The organism is Curtanaerobium respiraculi, from assembly GCF_024609215.1.
GTDB classification, from domain to species: Bacteria; Actinomycetota; Coriobacteriia; order Coriobacteriales; family Eggerthellaceae; genus Curtanaerobium; species Curtanaerobium respiraculi.
This window is the reverse complement of sequence record NZ_JANIPD030000041.1, coordinates 105,932-123,783: the sequence shown is the minus strand read 5'-3', so window position 1 is coordinate 123,783 and position 17,852 is coordinate 105,932. Positions and strand designations below refer to the sequence as shown.

Sequence of the window (17,852 nt, the reverse complement as noted above, 5' to 3'; positions counted from 1 at the left end):
CCAGGTCATGGCAGACGTGAGGAAACCGAGGAGCTGAGCGGTTCCGCCACAGGAAATGTCACCGGAAAGAAGGCCGATTCCCCATGTCAGGAGGGGGAATCGGCCTTCTGCTGCTGCAAAAGTCAGGTTCTATCGTATATGTTATCGATCCCCGGCACTATAAGGATAGTATCGCATCATTTATTTCCTCGCATGATATCGATGATGGTGTAATCCTTTTTTCGCCAGTTGTAATTACCGATAAAGATGTATTGAAGGCAATTGAGGGGTAGTGCTGGAAATCTGGTTCCTAGGGGGTTTTCAAGGGTCCTGTCCGGTGTTTTTTCGTATGTGGTAATGATTTCACGGTGTCTGTAGATGACCCGAAGCCGACTCGGCCGTTCGCGACACTACCTTCCCGCTGTCGCGGTAGCTCTCGCAGATGTGTTGTCGACATCGAGGGGCATGAACTTGTATTATTCGTCCTCTACGGACGGCTTAAATTGGTCAGATCCTATCGAGATCATTAAGCCTGGCAAAAATGGTATTTGGGATGCAAGGGGTATTTATCGCAGTACATTTATCCATGTCAACGAAAAATATACTTTTATGTATAGTGGTATCGGCGAAGATGAAACGCGTGGCATTGGACTCATCACCTGCGGCATATCCGAGCTACCCCTTCTATCTTCTGAGTAGTAACCCCTCGCGGTACCAGCTGTCGCCCGAGACTGGTACCGCGAGTAACGTATAGTTGGTACCGCCGTTAAGCCGAATCAGCGTCTTTCCCGCGTTGCCTTGCGAGGTATTCGCGCATGTTCGGCCCCTCGAGGTCGATGTAGCGGGACGCCGTCGTGATCCGGTTGATGGTCGAGTCGGCCACTAGCTCGCTGTCGAAGCGCAGGTACCACTCGTTCGGCTCGAGTTGCGAGGCAATCAGCGTCGCGCAGCGTCCGTCGCGCGCCTCCATGATCTCGAAGACGTCGAACGATGCCTGCGTCGTGATCGGCGTGGTCAGGAAGTCGTCTACGATGAGCAAATCCACGTTCTTGTAGTAATCCATATGCTCGTAGATGCTGCCGTCCGCAGCGGCCCTGCACCTGCCGAGGTCGTCCAGCAGGTCTGCGAGCCTGACGTACCTGGTCTTGATCAGCTTCCGGCAGGCAGAGTTGCCGAGCGCCTGGCAAATATACGACTTGCCGGCCCCGCTCTTCGAGATGACGACAACGACCTCCTTGTCCTCGACCCATTTGCAGCTCGCCCATCGCGTCACGCGGTCGCGGTTGAGCTTGCGCCCGGAGACGTAGAGTATGTCCTCCACGCACGCGCTCGGGAGCTTGAACCGGGCCTCGCGCACGAGCTTCGCGATCTTCCTCGACTGCCTCGCCGCATCCTCGGCGTCGATGAGCTCCTTCATCTTCTGCTCGAAGGTCCACTCGTCGTAAGACGGGTCCTCCAGCATCTCGCGTAGCCTGTCGCCCATCGCCTTGACCCTGAACTGCCTGAACTTGTCGAAGTCCTCCTCGGTCAGCATTTGGCGTCGCCGCCTTCCACGCCCTTCTTGCGGCGGTAGGCGTCGGGGCCGTTCACCCTGCCCGAGCCCCGCGCGCGGTCCACGAGGCCGCCGTTTCCGGCGATGGCGCCGTGGTGCCGCGCCCCGTTCCTCTTCTCTGCCAATGTCAAGGTGTTTTTCCTTGGCAAGGTAAGAATTTTTTCCTTGAGGAGGGTAAGGACTTTATCCCCCAGGGCGGTAACCAGATTATCCAGCCGCTCGGTAACGACTTTTTGCCCGGCACGGTAGGGAGTTTTTCCGAAGGAAGGTAAAGAGGCGCCGCGCGGGGCGCAAGCCCTCGCGCGGCGCCTCTCGCGTTCGCGCTCTTTAATTCGCCGCCGCGAACAGCCCCGGGTGCTTCAGGCGGTAGGATTCCCCTCGCAGGGAGAAGCACCTGGCGTGATGCAGGATGCGGTCGAGCATCGCGGTCGTGAGCACCTGGTCGCCCATGAGCTCCTCCCACTGCGTGATCTCCTTGTTGGTGGTGAATATCATGCTGCTGCTCTCGTAGGCGTCGGAGACGAAGCTGAAGAAGCGGTTGGCCTGGTTCTTGGCGATGGGCGTATAACCTATCTCGTCCACGATGCAGAGCTGGGCCTTCTTCAGGTAGCGAAGGCGGAACCCCGCCTTGCGGTCCACCTCCGCCTTGTCGAGTACCTCGATGAACGACTCCATCTTCTCGAACGCCACGGTGTAGCCCTCGTCCACGGCCTTGAGCCCCAGGCCCAGGGCGACCATGGTCTTGCCCAGGCCCGGAGGCCCCGCCAGCACGACGTTGCCATGGGCGTCAAGCCAGCCGAGGTCCGCCAGCTGCTCCACCTGGGCCTGCGATATGCCGCCCTCCAGCTCGGAGGCGTCGAACTCCTCTACGGGGCGCACGCTCGGCGGGAAGTGGGCGGCCGCGTAGTTGCGCTTGCGCTTGCGGGCGTTCCTGCCCTCGACCTCGGCCATGAGCAGCATGTTGAGGAATTCCCGGTGGGACAGCTCGTTCCTCCCGGCGGAATCCAGGATGTCGGGAAGCTGCCTCGACCCGTGCTTGACCCCGAACGTCTCCAGCATGGATGATAGCTGGCCTATCTGGATCGTGCTCGCCGCCGTCATGACGCGCACCTTTCCTCGAACGCCTTCCTGTAGCTGTCCAGCCCGCGGCTGTCCACGTCGTTTGCGGGGACGGCGCCAACGGTGACGACGCTCGCGTCCCCGCCGCCCGCAAGGTCCGCCTCCACCAGGTCGAACACCGCCTTGAACTGGGTGTAGCGGTAGCGGAAGTCCCGGCAGCAGACCCGCATCGCCTCCGCGACCAGCGCCCGGGAGGGCTTCTTCTCGTCGAGGTAGCGCTCCACGGCGCCCAATTGCTTCCCGAGGTGTCGGGCCTGGTTCTCCTTCTTGAACCCGTTCACGAAGTGCTGGAAGTCGGTGCAGCTCCACTTGGCCCTCATGCGCTCCGCGATGTCGAGCCAGTCGCTCGCGGGCTGCCTCCTGTGCTCGTCGAGCCGCTGGAACGAGCCCTTCACCGGGCTGATGTCGTGCACGCAGACGTGGCGGCGCTTGGCATCGTAGACGTGGAGCTTGCTTCCAATGACGCGGTAGGATGCTGCCGAGTAGCACATCTCCCACGGCACCGAGTACTTCACCGACCTGTAGAGCACGTAGGGCTGCGAGCCGATGCCCTGGGGCTTCAGATCGAGGGGCGCCGCCTCGTAGACGCTGGGAAGCGTCGGCCGCAGCGCCGCTTTCTCCCGGTCGGTGAACTCCACCAGCGGTATCCTGAACGTCCCCTGGTGTATCCTGCGGTTGGCCCGGTCGCACCAAGCCGGCAGCGTGCGCTGCACCTCGTCTATCGTCTTGAGCGCCCGGGCGGAGAAGTAGGACGATTTTACGTAAGAAACTGTGTTCTCGATGGCTCCTTTGCTCTCCGGGTCGGCCTTGCTGCAAACCCAAAGGCCCAGATCCTGCTCCTGGAGGAAGTCCTTGAACGCCTGCGTCTCGAACACCTCGCCGAGGATCTCCTCGGTGACGAACACGCTGTCCTGGTCGATGACCAGCGCCTTCGGGCGGCCGCCCACCTTGCACGTGAAGCGGTGTATGGCGCGGCACGCCTCCTCGGCGCTGAACCTGTGGTCCTGCGCGCAGACCCACAGGTAGCGCGAGTGCCACAGCAGGATGTTCATGAAGTGGACGGTGGGCCCGCCCTCGCACTTCTGCCGGCCGAAGTCGATCTGGGCCTTCTCGCCGGCGGGCGGCGTGTCCACCAGGTCGTAGCGTCGGCGCGTGTCTGCCGGCCCCGATATGGCGCCCTCGTCCTCGAGCCTGTGGATGAAGTGGCGCAGGGTCTGCCCGTTGCCGGGCAGCTTGTCGAACTCGCCGCTGTCGACGTACCTCTCGGTCAGGACGTCGTAGACCGAGCTCATCTTGCAGCCGGCGTTGGCGGCGACGATCTCGATCACCGCCGACCGGAACGGCTCGACGTCGAACGCCATCTGCTTGGCCACCTTGGCGTGGTTGTCCTCGGGCGCGGCGTCCATGTTGTAGTACTTGCGCACCGTCTTTATGTGCGGCACCTTCCTGTGCCTTCTCTTGAGGTCGTCGTAGACCTCGTTGAGGGGGAAGCCGGACAGCTTCATCTCCTGAATCTCGTCGATCATGGAATCCTGTATCATCTGGTTTGCTCCTAACGGCTGACGTTTGGTCGCGTGCGGCCGTTAGGATGCCAGACGATTTCTCCTTCCCTCTGCTCCGCGGAAATACTCCTTACCGCCGGAGGGAAATTCTGCTCACCGTGCAATTGGAAAAACCGATTACCGGGCCCAGGGAAATACTGCTTACCGTGCCGGGGAAGAAGTCCCTACCTCACTGCGGTAAAAACAGCCTACCGTCGACACTTCTCCGCCGCCTTCTCCGCCAGGATGGCGTTCCTGAGGCCCGTGTAGGAGGGCACGGCCCCCGGCGTGGCGACGAAGCGGCCGCAAGCACGCTCGAGCGGCTGCGCGCCGTACCGCTTGGACAGGCCGAGTATGTTGCGGCAGGGGACGAAGCCCTGCTCGACGATCACGTGATGTGCGAGGACGCGTCGTATCGCCTCGCCGGTCGACGGCCCTATCCGGTCCGCCCACGATGTGAAGCGGTCCGGCGACCACGGGTCCGGCAGCGCCCTGTGCGCCTCCGGCATGTGCTCGACTCTCGTCGAGTACTGCCCCTTCCTGCCGAAGAGCCTCCTGTGCTCGGCCACCACCTCGCCGTCGAGGATGATGCCCACTCTGCCTTCCCCGAGGCGCACGTCGACCGTCTTGCCGATCAGCGTGTGGTCGACGCTGTAGTACTGGTAGTCGATGCGGACGTGGTAGTTTGGCGCGACCTTCGCGCGGCGCCACTCGCACACCTCGAAGCGCTCTGCCGGCAGCGGCATGAGCGTGCGCCTCTCACGCTCGTCGAAGTCGGAGTCGCGGCTCCCCTCGCGCTCGGAGAACGGGCGGGAGTTGAGCCAGTCGACCCGGCCCCAGAGGTACTCATTGAACTCCTCGAGGGTGTAGAATGTCATCTCGCTGGACGGGGCGATCGCCCACTTCTCGATAAGGTCGACGGTCGACTCCGCGAGGTTCTTGTCGCGCGGGGCGCGAACCCGCGTCGGCACGACCGCGCAGCCGTAATGCGAGGCGAAGTCATCGTACGTCCTGTTCACGAGCGTGACGTAGACTGACGTGCGATCCGTGGCCGTGGCGCAGTTGTCGGGGATGAGCATGCGAGGCACGCCCCCGAAGAACTCGAGCGCGTTCATGTGCCCGTCCAGCCACGAGCGCTCCGTCACGTCGAGGAATCCCTTGGCGTAGATCTTGCATGACGCCGGCAGGCAGAAGACCAGGACCCAGACCTTCGTGAGGGCGCCGGTGAGCCTGTCCGTTATCTGCCCGGCCATGCCGGCGTAGTCGATGAACACCTTGGCTCCGGGCTCGTGCTTCAGCCGGTCGGCGACATCCTCGCGCTTCGCTTCCTCAGCGAACATCTCGCAGAACTTCTGGTACGAGTAGGGCCTCAGGCCAACCGCATCGGCATCGGCGCAGTGCTCGAACCAGAACTGCTTCACCGTGAGCTTCGGATGCCTGAGCTTGCGGGCGACGCAGCTCTCGACGTCGGGCTGGAGGTGCCCGGCGTCGCGCGGCCTCTCCTTTCTGGGGAACACCTTCTCGCGCAGCTCTGAGTCCGTCATCTCGGCGAGCTTGCTCGCGGGCGTCCCGGTCTCGCGCACGTACTTTACCGCACTCGAGACATCGCGCTTGCTGCACCCGCAGATCGCGGCGATGCCCTGCTGGCTCACTCCTCCCTTCGCGAGCATCGAGAACACCATCTTGTAGTTGGGCATATTGCCCTCCTTCCGGTTTGGACGCCCCGGATTGGGCGTGCCGAAAGGAGTTTATGCGGTACCGGTTACAGGCTACTCGCGGTACCAGTTATAGGAGACAGGCGGTACCGGCGGCGGTTACTACCCATCTTCTGATAGCGAATCAGCTAACTAGCATCTTCTCAGACAGTTCAGAAACTTCAACTCATCCGAGAGGAAAAGCATCTGGCGGATCAGAGAATATTTTTGACTCTTTGCGAAGCGTCTCCATCGTCTAGAGAGCAGAATCGATTAACATAGGAGCGGTAGCGAGCTCCGTATTCCTGTTCGTATCCGTTCAGCTTTTTGACTGCAGATATCAACTCCTCGGTCGTTTCGCACAACGGACCAGGAACTTCGCGGATGTCGAAATAGAAGCCGTGGATATCGTTTGCATACCGGTCGAGATCCGGCACGTACAGCAAAATCGGACGGCGCAGATTCGCATAATCGAACATCACGCTGGAATAATCCGTTGCCAACGCGTCAGATGCGATATAGCAATCGTTGATATCGTCGATATCGCTTGCATCGTATACGAATCCTTCATATGCGCTGAAATCGAATTCGCGTGCGAGATAGTAATGGGGGCGGAAAAGTATCACCCACTCCCCTTCCAGTGCCGTCTGTAACATGTCGAAATCCGGGAGGCAATCCAGCACGTACCCCACGCCCTGCTTATGCACGGTATCCCTCCAGGTGGGGGCATATAGGAGCACTTTCCTGTCAGCAGGCAGGCCGAGCTTTTTGCGCATGCTTTCTTGGGCTGTTGGATCCTTTGCGGCCCATACAAGCCGATCGTTGCGAGGGTATCCCACCAGCAGAACCTTCCGCCTCGCCTCGTCTTCGGCCAAGCCGAAGGCGCTCGCCAAATGTTCTGCCGTGAATTCGGATGGCGCGATGTAATGGGTCCACTTCATCGCATCGGAATGGAACCGGTAGGCAAGTTCGCTCGCCGAATTGGCAGCATCCCCGGCGTTCGTCGTGATATCCGCGCCTAAGCGCTTCAAGGGTGTACCGTGCCAGCATTGGATGTACTCCTGGCCCTCCCTCACCATCACGTACTCCGGAAGTCGATTGTTTTGGATAATGTACCCCGCCCTCATGAGCGCACGATGGTATTCCGCATCGCCATGGACGACGGTTTCCGCCCGTTTGAGCTGCGTGTAATCAGGAACAGGGACATCGTGCTTGAATGACCAGACGAACCGCCACCCATCGAACCGCGAGTCCGCCAGCATCTCCTCGTATATGGCACGGGGAGAGCACGCATACGAACGTCCGCCGTATGCTTCGAAGAAAATCGTTTGAGGCTCCAGCGGGATCTTTTTTGCCCGGAAGCGATATCGCGCGTGCTGAATACGCCAATATCCATGACGGAAACTGGTACGTAGTTGCGGATGTTTCCGAAACCATACTCGCGATACGCGCTTCAAAAACGCTATAGGGCCTGAAGTTGTCCGCATGGCACTTACGATTCGTATCCCAACTGGTTCTTGACCTGCGTGGTTGAAATGCCGGGAGTGCGATCAAGATAGACCAGCTCGCACGCTTCTCTCAGATACTCGAACCGATCACTACCTACCCAATCGCCGCCCATGCACACAACGTCAACATGGTAATTCCTCACATCATCGAGTTTCTGCTCCCAACTGTTTTCGGGTATAACCAAATCGACATATCGAATCGCCTCGAGCATCTCACGTCGGACCTCGTAGGGATAGAAGCTCGTTTTCCCCTTGCCTGCATTGAACTCGTCGGTGGAAAGGGCAACGATCAGATAATCGCCCAGCGAAGCAGCTCGCTGCAAGAGGCGGATATGGCCGAAATGCAGAAGATCGAACGTTCCGTAAGTCAACACGCGACGAATCCCAACATGAGGCTCGGGCACCACAAAATCGCTCGTGCGCTCAAGTTGAATCTTGTTGGTGCTTGCTTCCATGGGCAGTTGCTCTCTTTCACTGGTTAGGGGAAATTAATAACTTCGGCGAACATTAGCGCTCGTTGTAGTAAGCGACGGCATCGTCGATGGAGCCGTCGAACATCTTCCTGCCTTTTTCCAGCACGATTCCGCGGCTGCAGAATTCCTTCGCCGTGTTCGAGGAATGCGTGACGAACAGCACCGTCACCTGCGAATCATCCATGATCTCGCGGATGCGCGCGATGCACTTCTTCTGGAAGTTCTTATCGCCCACGGAAAGCGCCTCGTCCACCACAAGGATCTCCGGGTCGATCGCCACCGCGAACGCGAAGCCCAGGCGCGCCTTCATGCCGCTGGAGTACATGCGCAGCGGCTGATCGATGTACAGGCCGAGCTCCGCGAACTCGGTAACGCGTGGCTCTATCTCGTTCGCCTCCGCCCGCGTGCGACCCAGAATCTGCGCGCGCAGCTTGATGTTCTCGCGCCCGGTTAGCTGGCTGTCGAAGCCGGCGGTCAACTCGAGCAAGGCGCTCACGCGACCCTTGACCTCAACTTTTCCGCTCGTGGGATGCGTGACCCCCGTGACCATCTTCAGCGCCGTGCTCTTGCCCGCGCCGTTCTCGCCGATGAAGGCAACCGCTTCCCCGCGCTTGATCTCGAACGACAGATCGTCGCTCGCATTCACGCTGCCCAGGAAATCTCCCTTCTTCTGGAAGTTGAAAATCCCCAGGAAACGGCCCTTCTCGTTCTTGTACAGGTTATACGTCTTGGTCACATGATCGAACCGGACCACCACTTCATCGGAAACGGCGGTCTTCTTCGATACGTTCAGCTCTTCACTAGAGGACATCGGCAACATCCTCGTTCGTTTTCTTATAAACTGCCAGCATCAGCACAAGCTGCACGACGAACATGAACACGAAAGCCCAGCACATTTCGGGGTTCTCCCAGAACCACATCTTGTCGTAGAACGCGTTGCGCATAGCCGTGACGAAAAACGTGACCGGGTCGAAGAGCAATACGGTTTGAATCCAGTCCAAGGGGAGCGTCGCCGTGTTGTAGATGATGCCGGAAAGCCAGAAGAACGGCTGGATCATCGCCTTCACCAAATTCGCGAAGTCTTTGCTCAGCGCGGAGAGCTGGCTGGTCCAGATTGAGAAGCAATCCCAGAATACGAACATGAGGAGCAAGATTATCGGCACCTGCAGGAAATAAATATCGAGAGGGAGACCTGCGAAGAAGTACATGCCGAACAGCCCGACGATCAACCCGAGCTCGACCAGCATCGAAGAGCACGTGTATATGGCGCTGATGGCGGAGAGCGGAAACTTGATCTTGTTCACCAGGTAGGAGTACCGACGCAGCACGTTGGCGCCAGGTCCCATCATGTCCACCATGAAGAACCAGGGCATAAGGCCGGCAGCGAGCCATATGATATAAGGGGGCCATTCGGCATCCCCGCCCGCGCGCAGGCCGATCTCCAAGGCGAACCAGAACACGAAGATGAAGATGGCGGGTCGCACGAACAGCCACGCATAGCTGAAAACCGCGCCGCGCGATCGCTTCATCAAATCGAAGATGGCAAGACGCCCGATTTGGCCGCGCCATTCCCAATTGTCCCGTAAAATTGTTTGCAGGGTCTGTAGCACTGCCCCTCGGTTTCTATTGCAGACTTTATAAGTCTAGCATAGCGACCCCAGGTCAAAAGCGTACACTACATGGCTTTCACGGTCTTCGGGCGCAGGCGGCGTCATGTAGTCGCCATGCATGCGCGTGAGGTAGGCATCCGCATCCGCGGGAATCTTCGCCGGCAGACCTGCGAACTCCGCGATTGCCGCCGGATACATGACATCGCGGCGCTCCATCTCGCCGAAGTAGTAGCGGCGGCCGGCGGGGATGGTCACGTAGGTAGAATCTTCGTTTTTACATAGCGAGTTCCACGCATCCCATATCGTGCGCAATCCGGCGATAGAGGCGAAACCGATGATCGACCCCACGCGCATCTTGAACCGGAAGGTGCGGCCCGCCGCCTCGTTCCCTTCCGCCAAAGCGAGGTATTCTCGTTCATGCGCGGCAAAACGGCGGCAGGAAAGCAGATAGCCGAGTCCCATAGACACCGCTCCATGGACGCCGCGCGCGACGGGATTGTCCGGCACGTTGTCCACGGGGAATATGTCGATGAACACGCCCGCCTCATCAGTGCTGTAGTCATCGCGCGTGCGGAACGCGGTCCCCTTCCTGCGGATGCGCCCGAACCCCAGCTCAAGATGGTCGGTGCTGGCGGGATCATGCACCCAGTAGGCATCACCGTGCTGGAGCGGGAACAGCTTCATGAATCGCTCGAAATCCTTGCGGGGCATGTTGATATCCAGGTCGTCGTCCCAGGGGATGAAGCCATGATGGCGCACCGCGCCCAGGCACGTGCCGCCGTACAGCTGATAATCGATGCCGTTCGCATCGCAGAAGTCGATGACATCACCCAGCATGCACAGCAGAAGGTCCTGCAAGCGGCGAAGCTGTTTATCATCGATCTCCACCATGCCGTCGCGCGCGGGGATGTTCTTGAGCATATCGAACGTGGTCAGTTTCATGGGGGCGCCTTAGAAGCTCTTCTTGTACGTGCTGCCGGCGAATTTCGCGGCGAGGAACGCGCTGCCCTTCCTCGCCCAGTTCACAGGTTCGGGGATGATTGTCGGAAGCTCGGTGTACGCGTATCCGTTCGCGGCGATCCACACATCCAGCAGCATCTCGCTGATGCGCCCCGGATAGCGCATCTCGAACTCGCTCCCGCACGATGCCGGATCGATACGCCGCATGAGCGCGAACAGAACCGGGAACAGCCACGTGCAGTATTCGTCCAGCAGCTCATCGCGCATGACCAGCATGTTGAACATATGCGCCGACGTCCCGTGCATCACCCGATCGAAGGCATGCGTGTACTGAGGGCACATGCCCATGAGCACGCGACGCGTCTCGATCAGATGCTCTTTGGCGTGCGTATGCTCGTAGTGGCTGGCGATGGTCTCGATATAGTAGTTGCGCTTCGCCGGCACCACGATATCCGCCCGCTCCAGTGCCTGGCGGAAATCATCCTCGCCCGCGATCCGCGCGAATCGGCCATCCTGCCGCTTCGCCTGGGGGCTCCTGAAATGCCTGCGATAGTGCACGAGGCCCCTGTAGGCGGCATCGGAGTTCTTCCACATCCAGTACAGGGCGGTCAGCTCCGAGAGCACGCCGTTCAAATCAGAGATGCTCTCCCCCGTCGCATCCGTCGCGAATCCCAGGTCGACCTCGGGATGCAGCGCCTTCCCCACCTGCAGCGGCAGGTACACCGGATCATCCGGCATGCGATACGGCTTATGCGTGGCAACCGCGATCGAGATGGAGGGGCGTTCGCTCATATCAGCTTCTCCGAATTGATGAAGCCCCCGAACAGCGTGCGGAAGAATATCTTCACATCGAGCAAGACGGACCAATGCTCGATGTACCATAGATCGTATTCGGTTCGCTCGATGGCTTTCTCGATCGAGGGATCGCCGCGCAGGCCGTTGATCTGCGCCCAGCCCGTGATGCCCGGCCGCACCTGATGGCGCAGCATGTAACGGGAGATCCGGTCGCGGTAGGCGAGGGTTTCCCTCTCCACAACGGGGCGAGGCCCCACGATGCTCATCTGCCCCACCAGCACGTTGAAGAACTGGGGCAGCTCATCGATGCTGTACTTGCGGATAAAGCTGCCGAACCTGGTCTTCCGTGCGTCCTTATCCTCTTTGAATGTGGAAACCGGTTTGTCCGTCAACCGCATGCTGCGGAACTTCAGCATCTTGAACGGTTTGCGGCGGCGGCCCGTGCGCTCCTGCCTGAACAGAGCAGGGCCCGGGCTTGATGCCTTCACGCCGATGGCAGCCAGCAGCATGATCCACGAGGTCAGGATGATGACGACGATGCTGACGACGATGTCGAGGGTGCGCTTCACGAAGGCGGACAACGGCTTGGCGAGCGGGATGCTGCGCATATCCACCAGCTTGACGTCCTCCACCGAATCGATATCCGGGCGGCGCGGGATGATGTCGCTGTAGAACGGCACCAACGTGAGGGCGGTTCCGTACTTGTCGGCCGCGGCGACGACGAAGCGGATGTTGTCGTACTCATCGTATTCGAGCGCGACGATGATCTCCTCGACCGAATGCGTTTCGAGGATGCGATCGAGCTCGTTGGCGAAACCCAGTCTTTCGCGCAGCAGCGGGCAATCCCGCGCAACCTCCTGCTCGCTTGCGAGAGCCATCGTGGGGACGACGTATCCGACCACATGCTCCAGCCGAGCGGAATACCTGCCGATCACGTTGGCGTAATGCTGCGCCAGGTTGCCGCATCCCACCACCAGGACGGGCCGCATGCCCTTCCCCGATTTGCGCATGCGGTAGAATACCTGGATGGTGATCCAGCCTTTGAAGACGACCAACGCCGTGGAGGTGAGATAGAAGATGAACAGCGTCATGCGGCTGACATCGTCCATATGCAGCACGTACAAAGCCGCCGCGAACACGACGATGCCCACGGTATTCACCATGAGCACGCGCTTTGCCATATCCCGGGTTCTGCCAAGCCAGATCGATCCGTACATCCGCGTTGCCGCGTAAAACGCAACGAGTATGCACGCATACACCACGAGCACGATCATGCCCGAGTTGTAGCGCAGGGGCAGATGCAGGTAATCCAAGCCTGCCAGCGTCTTGAGCGAGCCCACGTACAGCCGGGACGAGATCAGATAGGAAGCGACGATGATCGCGGCATCGAAAAGCGCCAGGAAAGCGTAGACGATATGTCGCTTCTTGCGGCTCACGAAGAGGAGCTGGGGATTACTCGCCCTTTTCCACGACGGGCAAGGGCACGATGTCCGTGGGGTCGCCCCCTGCGTTGACCTCGGCGATGACTTGGCTCCAGGTGCCCTCATCGCGGATTGCCACCCACAGCCCCGACGCTTCGTCGATGTCGCCCTTGTACGGGCCGGTGCCCGATTGGAAGGAGTTGACCTTGCCGTTGGCCATGAACATCTGCATGTAGGCGACCAGCACGTCTTTATCCATGTTGGTGTTCACCTGGGAAAGCAGTATGTTGGCGAAGGTTTCCGCGTTGCCGGCGGGCTGGCCGGACGTCGCTTCGACGATGCGCTGCACGATCTGGCGGTCTTGGATCTGGCGGCATGCATCCTGGTCGTCGGCGTACTGCTTGCGCTGGCGGGCGAACACCAGCGCTTCGTTTCCAGCCAGGGTATGGTTGCCCTCCTCAAGCGTGAGCTTGGCATTGTGGTTGAGGATGTCGTCGAACGTCATGGTCATCGGAACATCCACGTTCACGCCGCCCATGTCGTTGATGAATTCCGCGAACTGGGTGAACTTGATCTCCATGTAATAGTCGGGCGAAACGCCGGTGAGCTCTTTGACGGCCGAAATCGTTCCTTCGATGCCGTAGCGGTTATGAGCCTCGTTGATCTTGACGGTTTCGCCGTCGAGGGTCGCCTTGGTATCACGTGGAACGGTGACGAGCGTGACCTGGTATTTCACCGGGTCGACGCGCATGAGCATGATCGTGTCGCTTCGGTCGCCGTAGTTGTGCGCATTGCCGGTTTTGTAGTAGGGGGTCCCCTCGCGGGAATCGCGTCCGACGAGCAGGACGTAGAATGGATCGGTGCTCACGTTGACGGTCTTGCTCGTCTCGCTAGACATGTTGTCCTGCGTCTGCTGCACGTCGGTGGTCGCGTTGGACTCCGATTTTGCGCATGCCGCCAAAGCCAGCAGCGCAGCCGCCAGGCATGCCGTCAGCGCGACCTTGAGGATGGTGTGTTTTGCCTTCGCCATCTTGTTTCCCCTCATCGATGGAATGTTACTGCGTAATTGTAAGCGTTTCGCCCGTTCCCGCTATCGTGACCACGTCGCCAATATAGCTTACGGTTGACGGATCGCCGCCAGCGTTCACGGTTTCCATGACACGCGCCCAGCCGTCAGGATCCTGATAGCACAACCACAGGCCGCCGACGGCGGGGTTGACCGCGCCGGCATAGGGTCCCGTGCCGCTATACACGGTGACGCCGCCGCTGAGCGCCTGCGCGAGCGCGATGGCTTCCGTCGAGGTGAAATCGGTCTTCACGCAATTGGCTATATCGAGTGCGACCTGCGGCAACTGGGTCACCGGCTGCTTCTGCGCCGCCTTCATGATGGCCTTGATGATCTGGCGCACCATATCTTGGCGCGTCTTGTCCTGATCGATACCGTACACCAAACGCTCGCGGGCGACCACCTGGGCTTCGGCTCCGTTGAGGACCTGCTTGCCGGCTTTGAAATCGTACACTTCCCCCGTAAGGGCATTCGAGTAGGTGAAGTCGACGGGAATGTCGACCTCGATGCCGCCGAGGCTGTCCACCAACGTCTCGAACCCCTCGTAGTCGATCTCCGCGTAGTGCGCGATCTTCGCGCCCGTCACGGACTCGACCGCCTTGATGGTGGCGGAAGCCCCGCCCTCGGAATACGAGTTGTTCAGCTTCTCATAGGTTCCGTCGGCCTTTTTATAGGGGGTGTCGCGTGGGATGCTGAGCATGGTCACCTGCTTGTTCGCGGCATCGATGCGCACGAGCACCATCACGTCGCTCCGCTGGCCGTGGCTCATGGACGCCTCGTACTCCGATGTCGTCCCCTCGCGCGAGTCGTTTCCGACGAGCAGCACGTAGTACGGTTCGTTCGCCCGCGGTTCGGTGAGTGCCGCCTGAACCGCAGAGGAATCGGACTGGTCGAGCCCCATGTTCGAACCGAGCTGGTGCAGGTACAGACCGGCAGCGGTTCCGACCAATAGGAGCAGCGCGATGATGACGGCGAGCACGATCGTGAGCTTGCGACGGCGCCGTTTCCTCGCCGGGATGAGCACCTCCCGCCCGTTGCCGTAATTGCCGCGGGAGTACATGCCCGTTTCGGACTGGGGACACGACGGGGCGGCAGGGCGATAGTGCGACTGCTGCCTGCGCTGCTGGGCCTGGTAGTTGCGCTGATAATCGTATGGCTGCCGTGCGCCGGGGACCCGGCTCGATCCTGCGGATGGCTGGGCGGCGGGGCTTGGCTGCGATCGAACGCGGCGCGACTCGCTCGGGCTGTTTGGAGCATACCCTCCGTTGGAAGCAGGCTTGCCACTCGCATGCTTCGCATGCTTTCCGTACGTTCTAGCCACGGCGCCCTCTCTATGTATCGCGATTAACCTGGATATTGTACCAAGCGAACCGGTCTAAGCCGCCGACTCCACGGTCTTTCCGCTGCTTAGAGCCTTATCTGCATATCAGTCGGGCAGCTTCACGCGGTTGCGCACCCACATGGGCAGCACGGTGATCGCATGTCCCACGCGATAGGTGCGCGACCCCAGCACGCTTTTGTACGCGTCATCCAACACGCGGGCGAAATCGTACACGTGCAGATTGAACGCGTCCCGATCTTCTTCCGAAAGGCCGTCACGATACTCCTCGACGACGAGGGGATCCAGATCGGGAAGGTCGCGGGCGATGATCTCCCACGTCGCGAACAGGCGATGGCAGAAGGCGTCACGGAAATCCCGGGGCAGGTCGGGGCGATTCGCCTCGAACCAGCCCTCCAGCCTGCGCGCCACGGTGAACAGCCCTTGGACGTTCTTGATGCCGCGCTCGGTGGTCATGGTGGAGCCGGGCCGCATGCGCCGCCGATACAGGCTTTCGTTCAGGAACGCCGCGCGTTGCGCAAGCGGGAACACCTGCATGGTGAACAGGAGGTCCTCGTGGATGATCCCCTCCTCGAACCGCAATCCGCCGCGCTCGATCAAATCGCGCCTGACCATGAACATGCAGGCGGAGGGGCGGAACGCATCCGTCCGCTCGAATTCCACGTAGATCTGCCTGCCGGTCATGACGCCGGGGATATCGGCTCGATTGTCCTGCATCTCCGGGTGGGTGCGATGCAGCTCGCGCGTTTCATAGAAGGTGCTGGCAGCGAAGAAGAGCAGGTCGAGATCGTCCGCCTGCACGCATGCGACCAGCCGCTCCAGCGCGTCGGGCACGTAGTAGTCATCGGCATCCAGGTTGACCGCATAGGTGCCACGCGCATGGTCCAAGGCAAGATTGCGGGCTGCGGATTGACCGCGATTCTCGGGCTGCTTGAGGAATCGGAAACGGGGATCATCTCCCGCCGTCGCGCGCGCAACCTCTAATGACGCGTCGGACGAGCCATCGTCCACGCAAATCGCCTCGAAATCCGTCCACGTCTGATCGCGTAGGCTCTGGATGCACTGGGCCACATAAGGTTCCACGTTGTACAGCGGAACGATGACGGTGACCATCGGTATTTCACTTCCCATACGTCTCCTTCGTCTCGCCAGAAACGGCTTGCGCGATCGATGCCGCCATTGTACCCATTCCGCGCTGACGATTCCCGTGTGCAGGTGGTTATCTTTCCAACGCATCCGAACCCGCCGTTGCTCATGGTTCGCGGCCATCTCATCTACCCGCTGTCCTTGTTCCGCCCGATCATCGTGCCGAACCGCTCTTCGCGGGCGGGCCGGGCATCCCACGACGGTTTCGCGCTTGCAGCCAAACCAGGCGCGAGATAGGCTCGCCGTGCAGCCGTCCACCCGGACCGCGCCCATTCGCTGCACCCCCGAACCGAAGCCGCCTATAGGTCGATTCCATCCGGATGGGCGGCGCAGAATTCCTCGGGGCTTTCCAGCAGCAGGGCCAACCGTTTTCGATACCGGGGGCTGAGCAGGCCCTCGTCGACCAGCCCGGCCTGCATCTGCTCGCGCATATCCTGTGCCCAGCGGAGTGCGAACTCCATATGATGCTCGGGGCTGATGCGGTCGTAATTCCACGTGTAGCCATCGAACCGCATGGCATTCAGGATGGGGCCGAACGTCTCGAGCGCCTCAGCCCCCCGATTGCGCAGGAACTCGAACGTGCGCTCGTATTCGCCGCAGACCGCCATGACCTTCGCCCCGGACTTGCTGCTGCTTGCCGCGTTGTCCATGCGGTAGTGCAGGTAGCCCTTCTTCAACAGGACCACGCGCCGTGCGCTGATCCAGCACTGTTGCACGAAACCGGTGTCCTGGAAGCTGGCGCCCGGCGTAGAGCTGAACCGGATGCCGTTGTCGACCAGCATGCTCCGACGGTAGATCGCCGCCCAGATGGCGGGCATGACGCGCACGACCGCAAGGTTGTCAGCGGGCGCAAACGGCTTCTTGTAGGGAAAGGCGTCGAAGATGGGGGCCAGATGTTCATGCGGCGCCTTGCCATCCTCCCCGTCGAAGTGCTCGATGAAGTTGCTTTTCACGATGTCCGCATCGTAACGACGGGCGGCGCGATGCAGGTCGGCGAACATCCGACGGTCGGCGAAATCATCGGGCTCGCAGATGCCGATAAACTCCCCGTTGGCGATGGCGATTCCCTTGTTCATGGAGTCGCCGTACCCGGAATTCGGCTTGTCGAGCACGCGGATGCGGGCATCGCGATCGGCATATTCCCGAATCACCCGAGGCACGCTGGTGGTGCTGCCGTCGTTGATGGCGATGATCTCGATATCGCGCAGCGTTTGACCGACGAGGGAGTCCAGGCACTGGCGCAGCATCGGCTCGGGGGTGTTGTATATGGGCACGAGCACCGACACTTTTGGGCATGCGCAGGCATCGGCAACGGTCTGCGACTTGTTCCGCGCCCAAATGCTCCGACCTGCCCCATGTCCGATTGCGCCATCGGCGCAATCGGACAACCCGTCTCTACAGCGAGAGGCCATTTCAATATCCTTGCCGTTACGTCCGAAAAAACGCATGTATACCCTTTCCTCGCGTATCGTCTATTGTATCCTGCAAAAGAGCCAAGGCTTGACAAGGGCTTCCTCGAGCGCCAAAACCCCGTACGCGATGCAGAGGGCATGCAATGCAACATGCTTTTGCAACATAGTGCAGAATAGCTCCAAGATGGGATGCGTTTCGACAGCAAGTGAATTCCGCGTCGCACAACCTTGCGTGGG

Annotated in this window: 16 protein-coding genes; all 16 read right to left on the bottom strand. The window is 60.3% G+C overall.

Translation table 11 applies throughout. From position 1 onward, the window contains the following. Positions 1 to 745: 745 nt before the first annotated feature. Entirely contained in the window at positions 746 to 1,513 is a 768-nt protein-coding gene (locus NOV21_RS09900; RefSeq protein WP_283170797.1) for an ATP-binding protein, read from the bottom strand. After that, a complete protein-coding gene (locus NOV21_RS09895; protein ID WP_283170798.1) occupies positions 1,507 to 1,656 on the bottom strand; it encodes a hypothetical protein in 150 nt (49 codons plus the stop codon). Before NOV21_RS09895 ends, NOV21_RS09900 begins: the two co-directional genes overlap by 7 nt. A 202-nt stretch (positions 1,657 to 1,858) precedes the next feature. Next, positions 1,859 to 2,632, bottom strand: coding sequence for an IS21-like element helper ATPase IstB (istB, locus tag NOV21_RS09890; RefSeq protein ID WP_283170799.1), 774 nt, complete (start codon positions 2,630 to 2,632; stop codon positions 1,859 to 1,861). Continuing rightward, the gene (locus tag NOV21_RS09885; protein WP_283170800.1) at positions 2,629 to 4,191 is read right to left on the bottom strand and encodes a DDE-type integrase/transposase/recombinase; all 1,563 of its coding nucleotides are present in this window, start codon (positions 4,189 to 4,191) and stop codon (positions 2,629 to 2,631) included. Before NOV21_RS09885 ends, istB begins: the two co-directional genes overlap by 4 nt. Before the next feature lie 209 nt (positions 4,192 to 4,400). Next, complete coding sequence (gene istA, locus NOV21_RS09880; RefSeq protein ID WP_283170801.1) at positions 4,401 to 5,888, bottom strand: IS21 family transposase; 1,488 nt, start codon at positions 5,886 to 5,888, stop codon at positions 4,401 to 4,403. A gap of 212 nt (positions 5,889 to 6,100) precedes the next feature. Beyond that, a complete protein-coding gene (locus tag NOV21_RS09875) occupies positions 6,101 to 7,372 on the bottom strand; it encodes a CDP-glycerol glycerophosphotransferase family protein (protein WP_283170802.1) in 1,272 nt (423 codons plus the stop codon). Positions 7,373 to 7,377: 5 nt separating this feature from the next. Then, complete coding sequence (gene tagD, locus NOV21_RS09870) at positions 7,378 to 7,848, bottom strand: glycerol-3-phosphate cytidylyltransferase (RefSeq protein ID WP_346428539.1); 471 nt, start codon at positions 7,846 to 7,848, stop codon at positions 7,378 to 7,380. Between the two features lie 52 nt (positions 7,849 to 7,900). Next, complete coding sequence (locus NOV21_RS09865; protein ID WP_283170803.1) at positions 7,901 to 8,677, bottom strand: ABC transporter ATP-binding protein; 777 nt, start codon at positions 8,675 to 8,677, stop codon at positions 7,901 to 7,903. Continuing rightward, on the bottom strand, positions 8,667 to 9,476 hold the full coding sequence (locus tag NOV21_RS09860; protein ID WP_283170804.1) for an ABC transporter permease: 810 nt from the start codon (positions 9,474 to 9,476) through the stop codon (positions 8,667 to 8,669). Before NOV21_RS09860 ends, NOV21_RS09865 begins: the two co-directional genes overlap by 11 nt. Before the next feature lie 33 nt (positions 9,477 to 9,509). Further along, positions 9,510 to 10,418 carry a LicD family protein gene (locus NOV21_RS09855; protein WP_283170805.1) on the bottom strand — a complete coding sequence of 303 codons (909 nt, stop codon included), beginning with the start codon at positions 10,416 to 10,418 and terminating at the stop codon, positions 9,510 to 9,512. A 9-nt stretch (positions 10,419 to 10,427) separates the two neighbouring features. After that, a complete protein-coding gene (locus tag NOV21_RS09850) occupies positions 10,428 to 11,228 on the bottom strand; it encodes a DUF4422 domain-containing protein (RefSeq protein ID WP_283170806.1) in 801 nt (266 codons plus the stop codon). Next, positions 11,225 to 12,667, bottom strand: a complete 1,443-nt coding sequence (locus NOV21_RS09845; RefSeq protein WP_283170807.1) for an exopolysaccharide biosynthesis polyprenyl glycosylphosphotransferase — start codon at positions 12,665 to 12,667, stop codon at positions 11,225 to 11,227. The genes NOV21_RS09850 and NOV21_RS09845 overlap by 4 nt, the downstream gene beginning before the upstream one ends. Positions 12,668 to 12,683: 16 nt before the next feature. After that, positions 12,684 to 13,682 carry an LCP family protein gene (locus NOV21_RS09840; RefSeq protein ID WP_283170808.1) on the bottom strand — a complete coding sequence of 333 codons (999 nt, stop codon included), beginning with the start codon at positions 13,680 to 13,682 and terminating at the stop codon, positions 12,684 to 12,686. A gap of 25 nt (positions 13,683 to 13,707) precedes the next feature. Further along, complete coding sequence (locus NOV21_RS09835) at positions 13,708 to 15,039, bottom strand: LCP family protein (protein ID WP_283170809.1); 1,332 nt, start codon at positions 15,037 to 15,039, stop codon at positions 13,708 to 13,710. Positions 15,040 to 15,144: 105 nt separating this feature from the next. Next, the gene (locus NOV21_RS09830; RefSeq protein WP_283170810.1) at positions 15,145 to 16,188 is read right to left on the bottom strand and encodes a glycosyltransferase family 2 protein; all 1,044 of its coding nucleotides are present in this window, start codon (positions 16,186 to 16,188) and stop codon (positions 15,145 to 15,147) included. A 314-nt stretch (positions 16,189 to 16,502) separates the two neighbouring features. After that, complete coding sequence (locus NOV21_RS09825) at positions 16,503 to 17,615, bottom strand: glycosyltransferase family 2 protein (protein WP_346428556.1); 1,113 nt, start codon at positions 17,613 to 17,615, stop codon at positions 16,503 to 16,505. Positions 17,616 to 17,852: the final 237 nt, after the last annotated feature.

Bases quoted from the DNA above. Each gene is read 5' to 3' on its own strand.
- NOV21_RS09855 (WP_283170805.1), bottom strand. From the start codon at position 10,418: ATGAAACTGACCACGTTCGATATGCTCAAGAACATCCCCGCGCGCGAC.
- NOV21_RS09885 (WP_283170800.1), bottom strand. From the start codon at position 4,191: ATGATACAGGATTCCATGATCGACGAGATTCAGGAGATGAAGCTGTCC.
- NOV21_RS09865 (WP_283170803.1), bottom strand. From the start codon at position 8,677: ATGTCCTCTAGTGAAGAGCTGAACGTATCGAAGAAGACCGCCGTTTCC.
- istB (WP_283170799.1), bottom strand. From the start codon at position 2,632: ATGACGGCGGCGAGCACGATCCAGATAGGCCAGCTATCATCCATGCTG.
- NOV21_RS09850 (WP_283170806.1), bottom strand. From the start codon at position 11,228: ATGAGCGAACGCCCCTCCATCTCGATCGCGGTTGCCACGCATAAGCCG.
- NOV21_RS09840 (WP_283170808.1), bottom strand. From the start codon at position 13,682: ATGGCGAAGGCAAAACACACCATCCTCAAGGTCGCGCTGACGGCATGC.
- NOV21_RS09825 (WP_346428556.1), bottom strand. From the start codon at position 17,615: ATGGCCTCTCGCTGTAGAGACGGGTTGTCCGATTGCGCCGATGGCGCA.
- NOV21_RS09900 (WP_283170797.1), bottom strand. From the start codon at position 1,513: ATGCTGACCGAGGAGGACTTCGACAAGTTCAGGCAGTTCAGGGTCAAG.
- NOV21_RS09875 (WP_283170802.1), bottom strand. From the start codon at position 7,372: ATGCGGACAACTTCAGGCCCTATAGCGTTTTTGAAGCGCGTATCGCGA.
- NOV21_RS09830 (WP_283170810.1), bottom strand. From the start codon at position 16,188: ATGGGAAGTGAAATACCGATGGTCACCGTCATCGTTCCGCTGTACAAC.
- tagD (WP_346428539.1), bottom strand. From the start codon at position 7,848: ATGGAAGCAAGCACCAACAAGATTCAACTTGAGCGCACGAGCGATTTT.
- istA (WP_283170801.1), bottom strand. From the start codon at position 5,888: ATGCCCAACTACAAGATGGTGTTCTCGATGCTCGCGAAGGGAGGAGTG.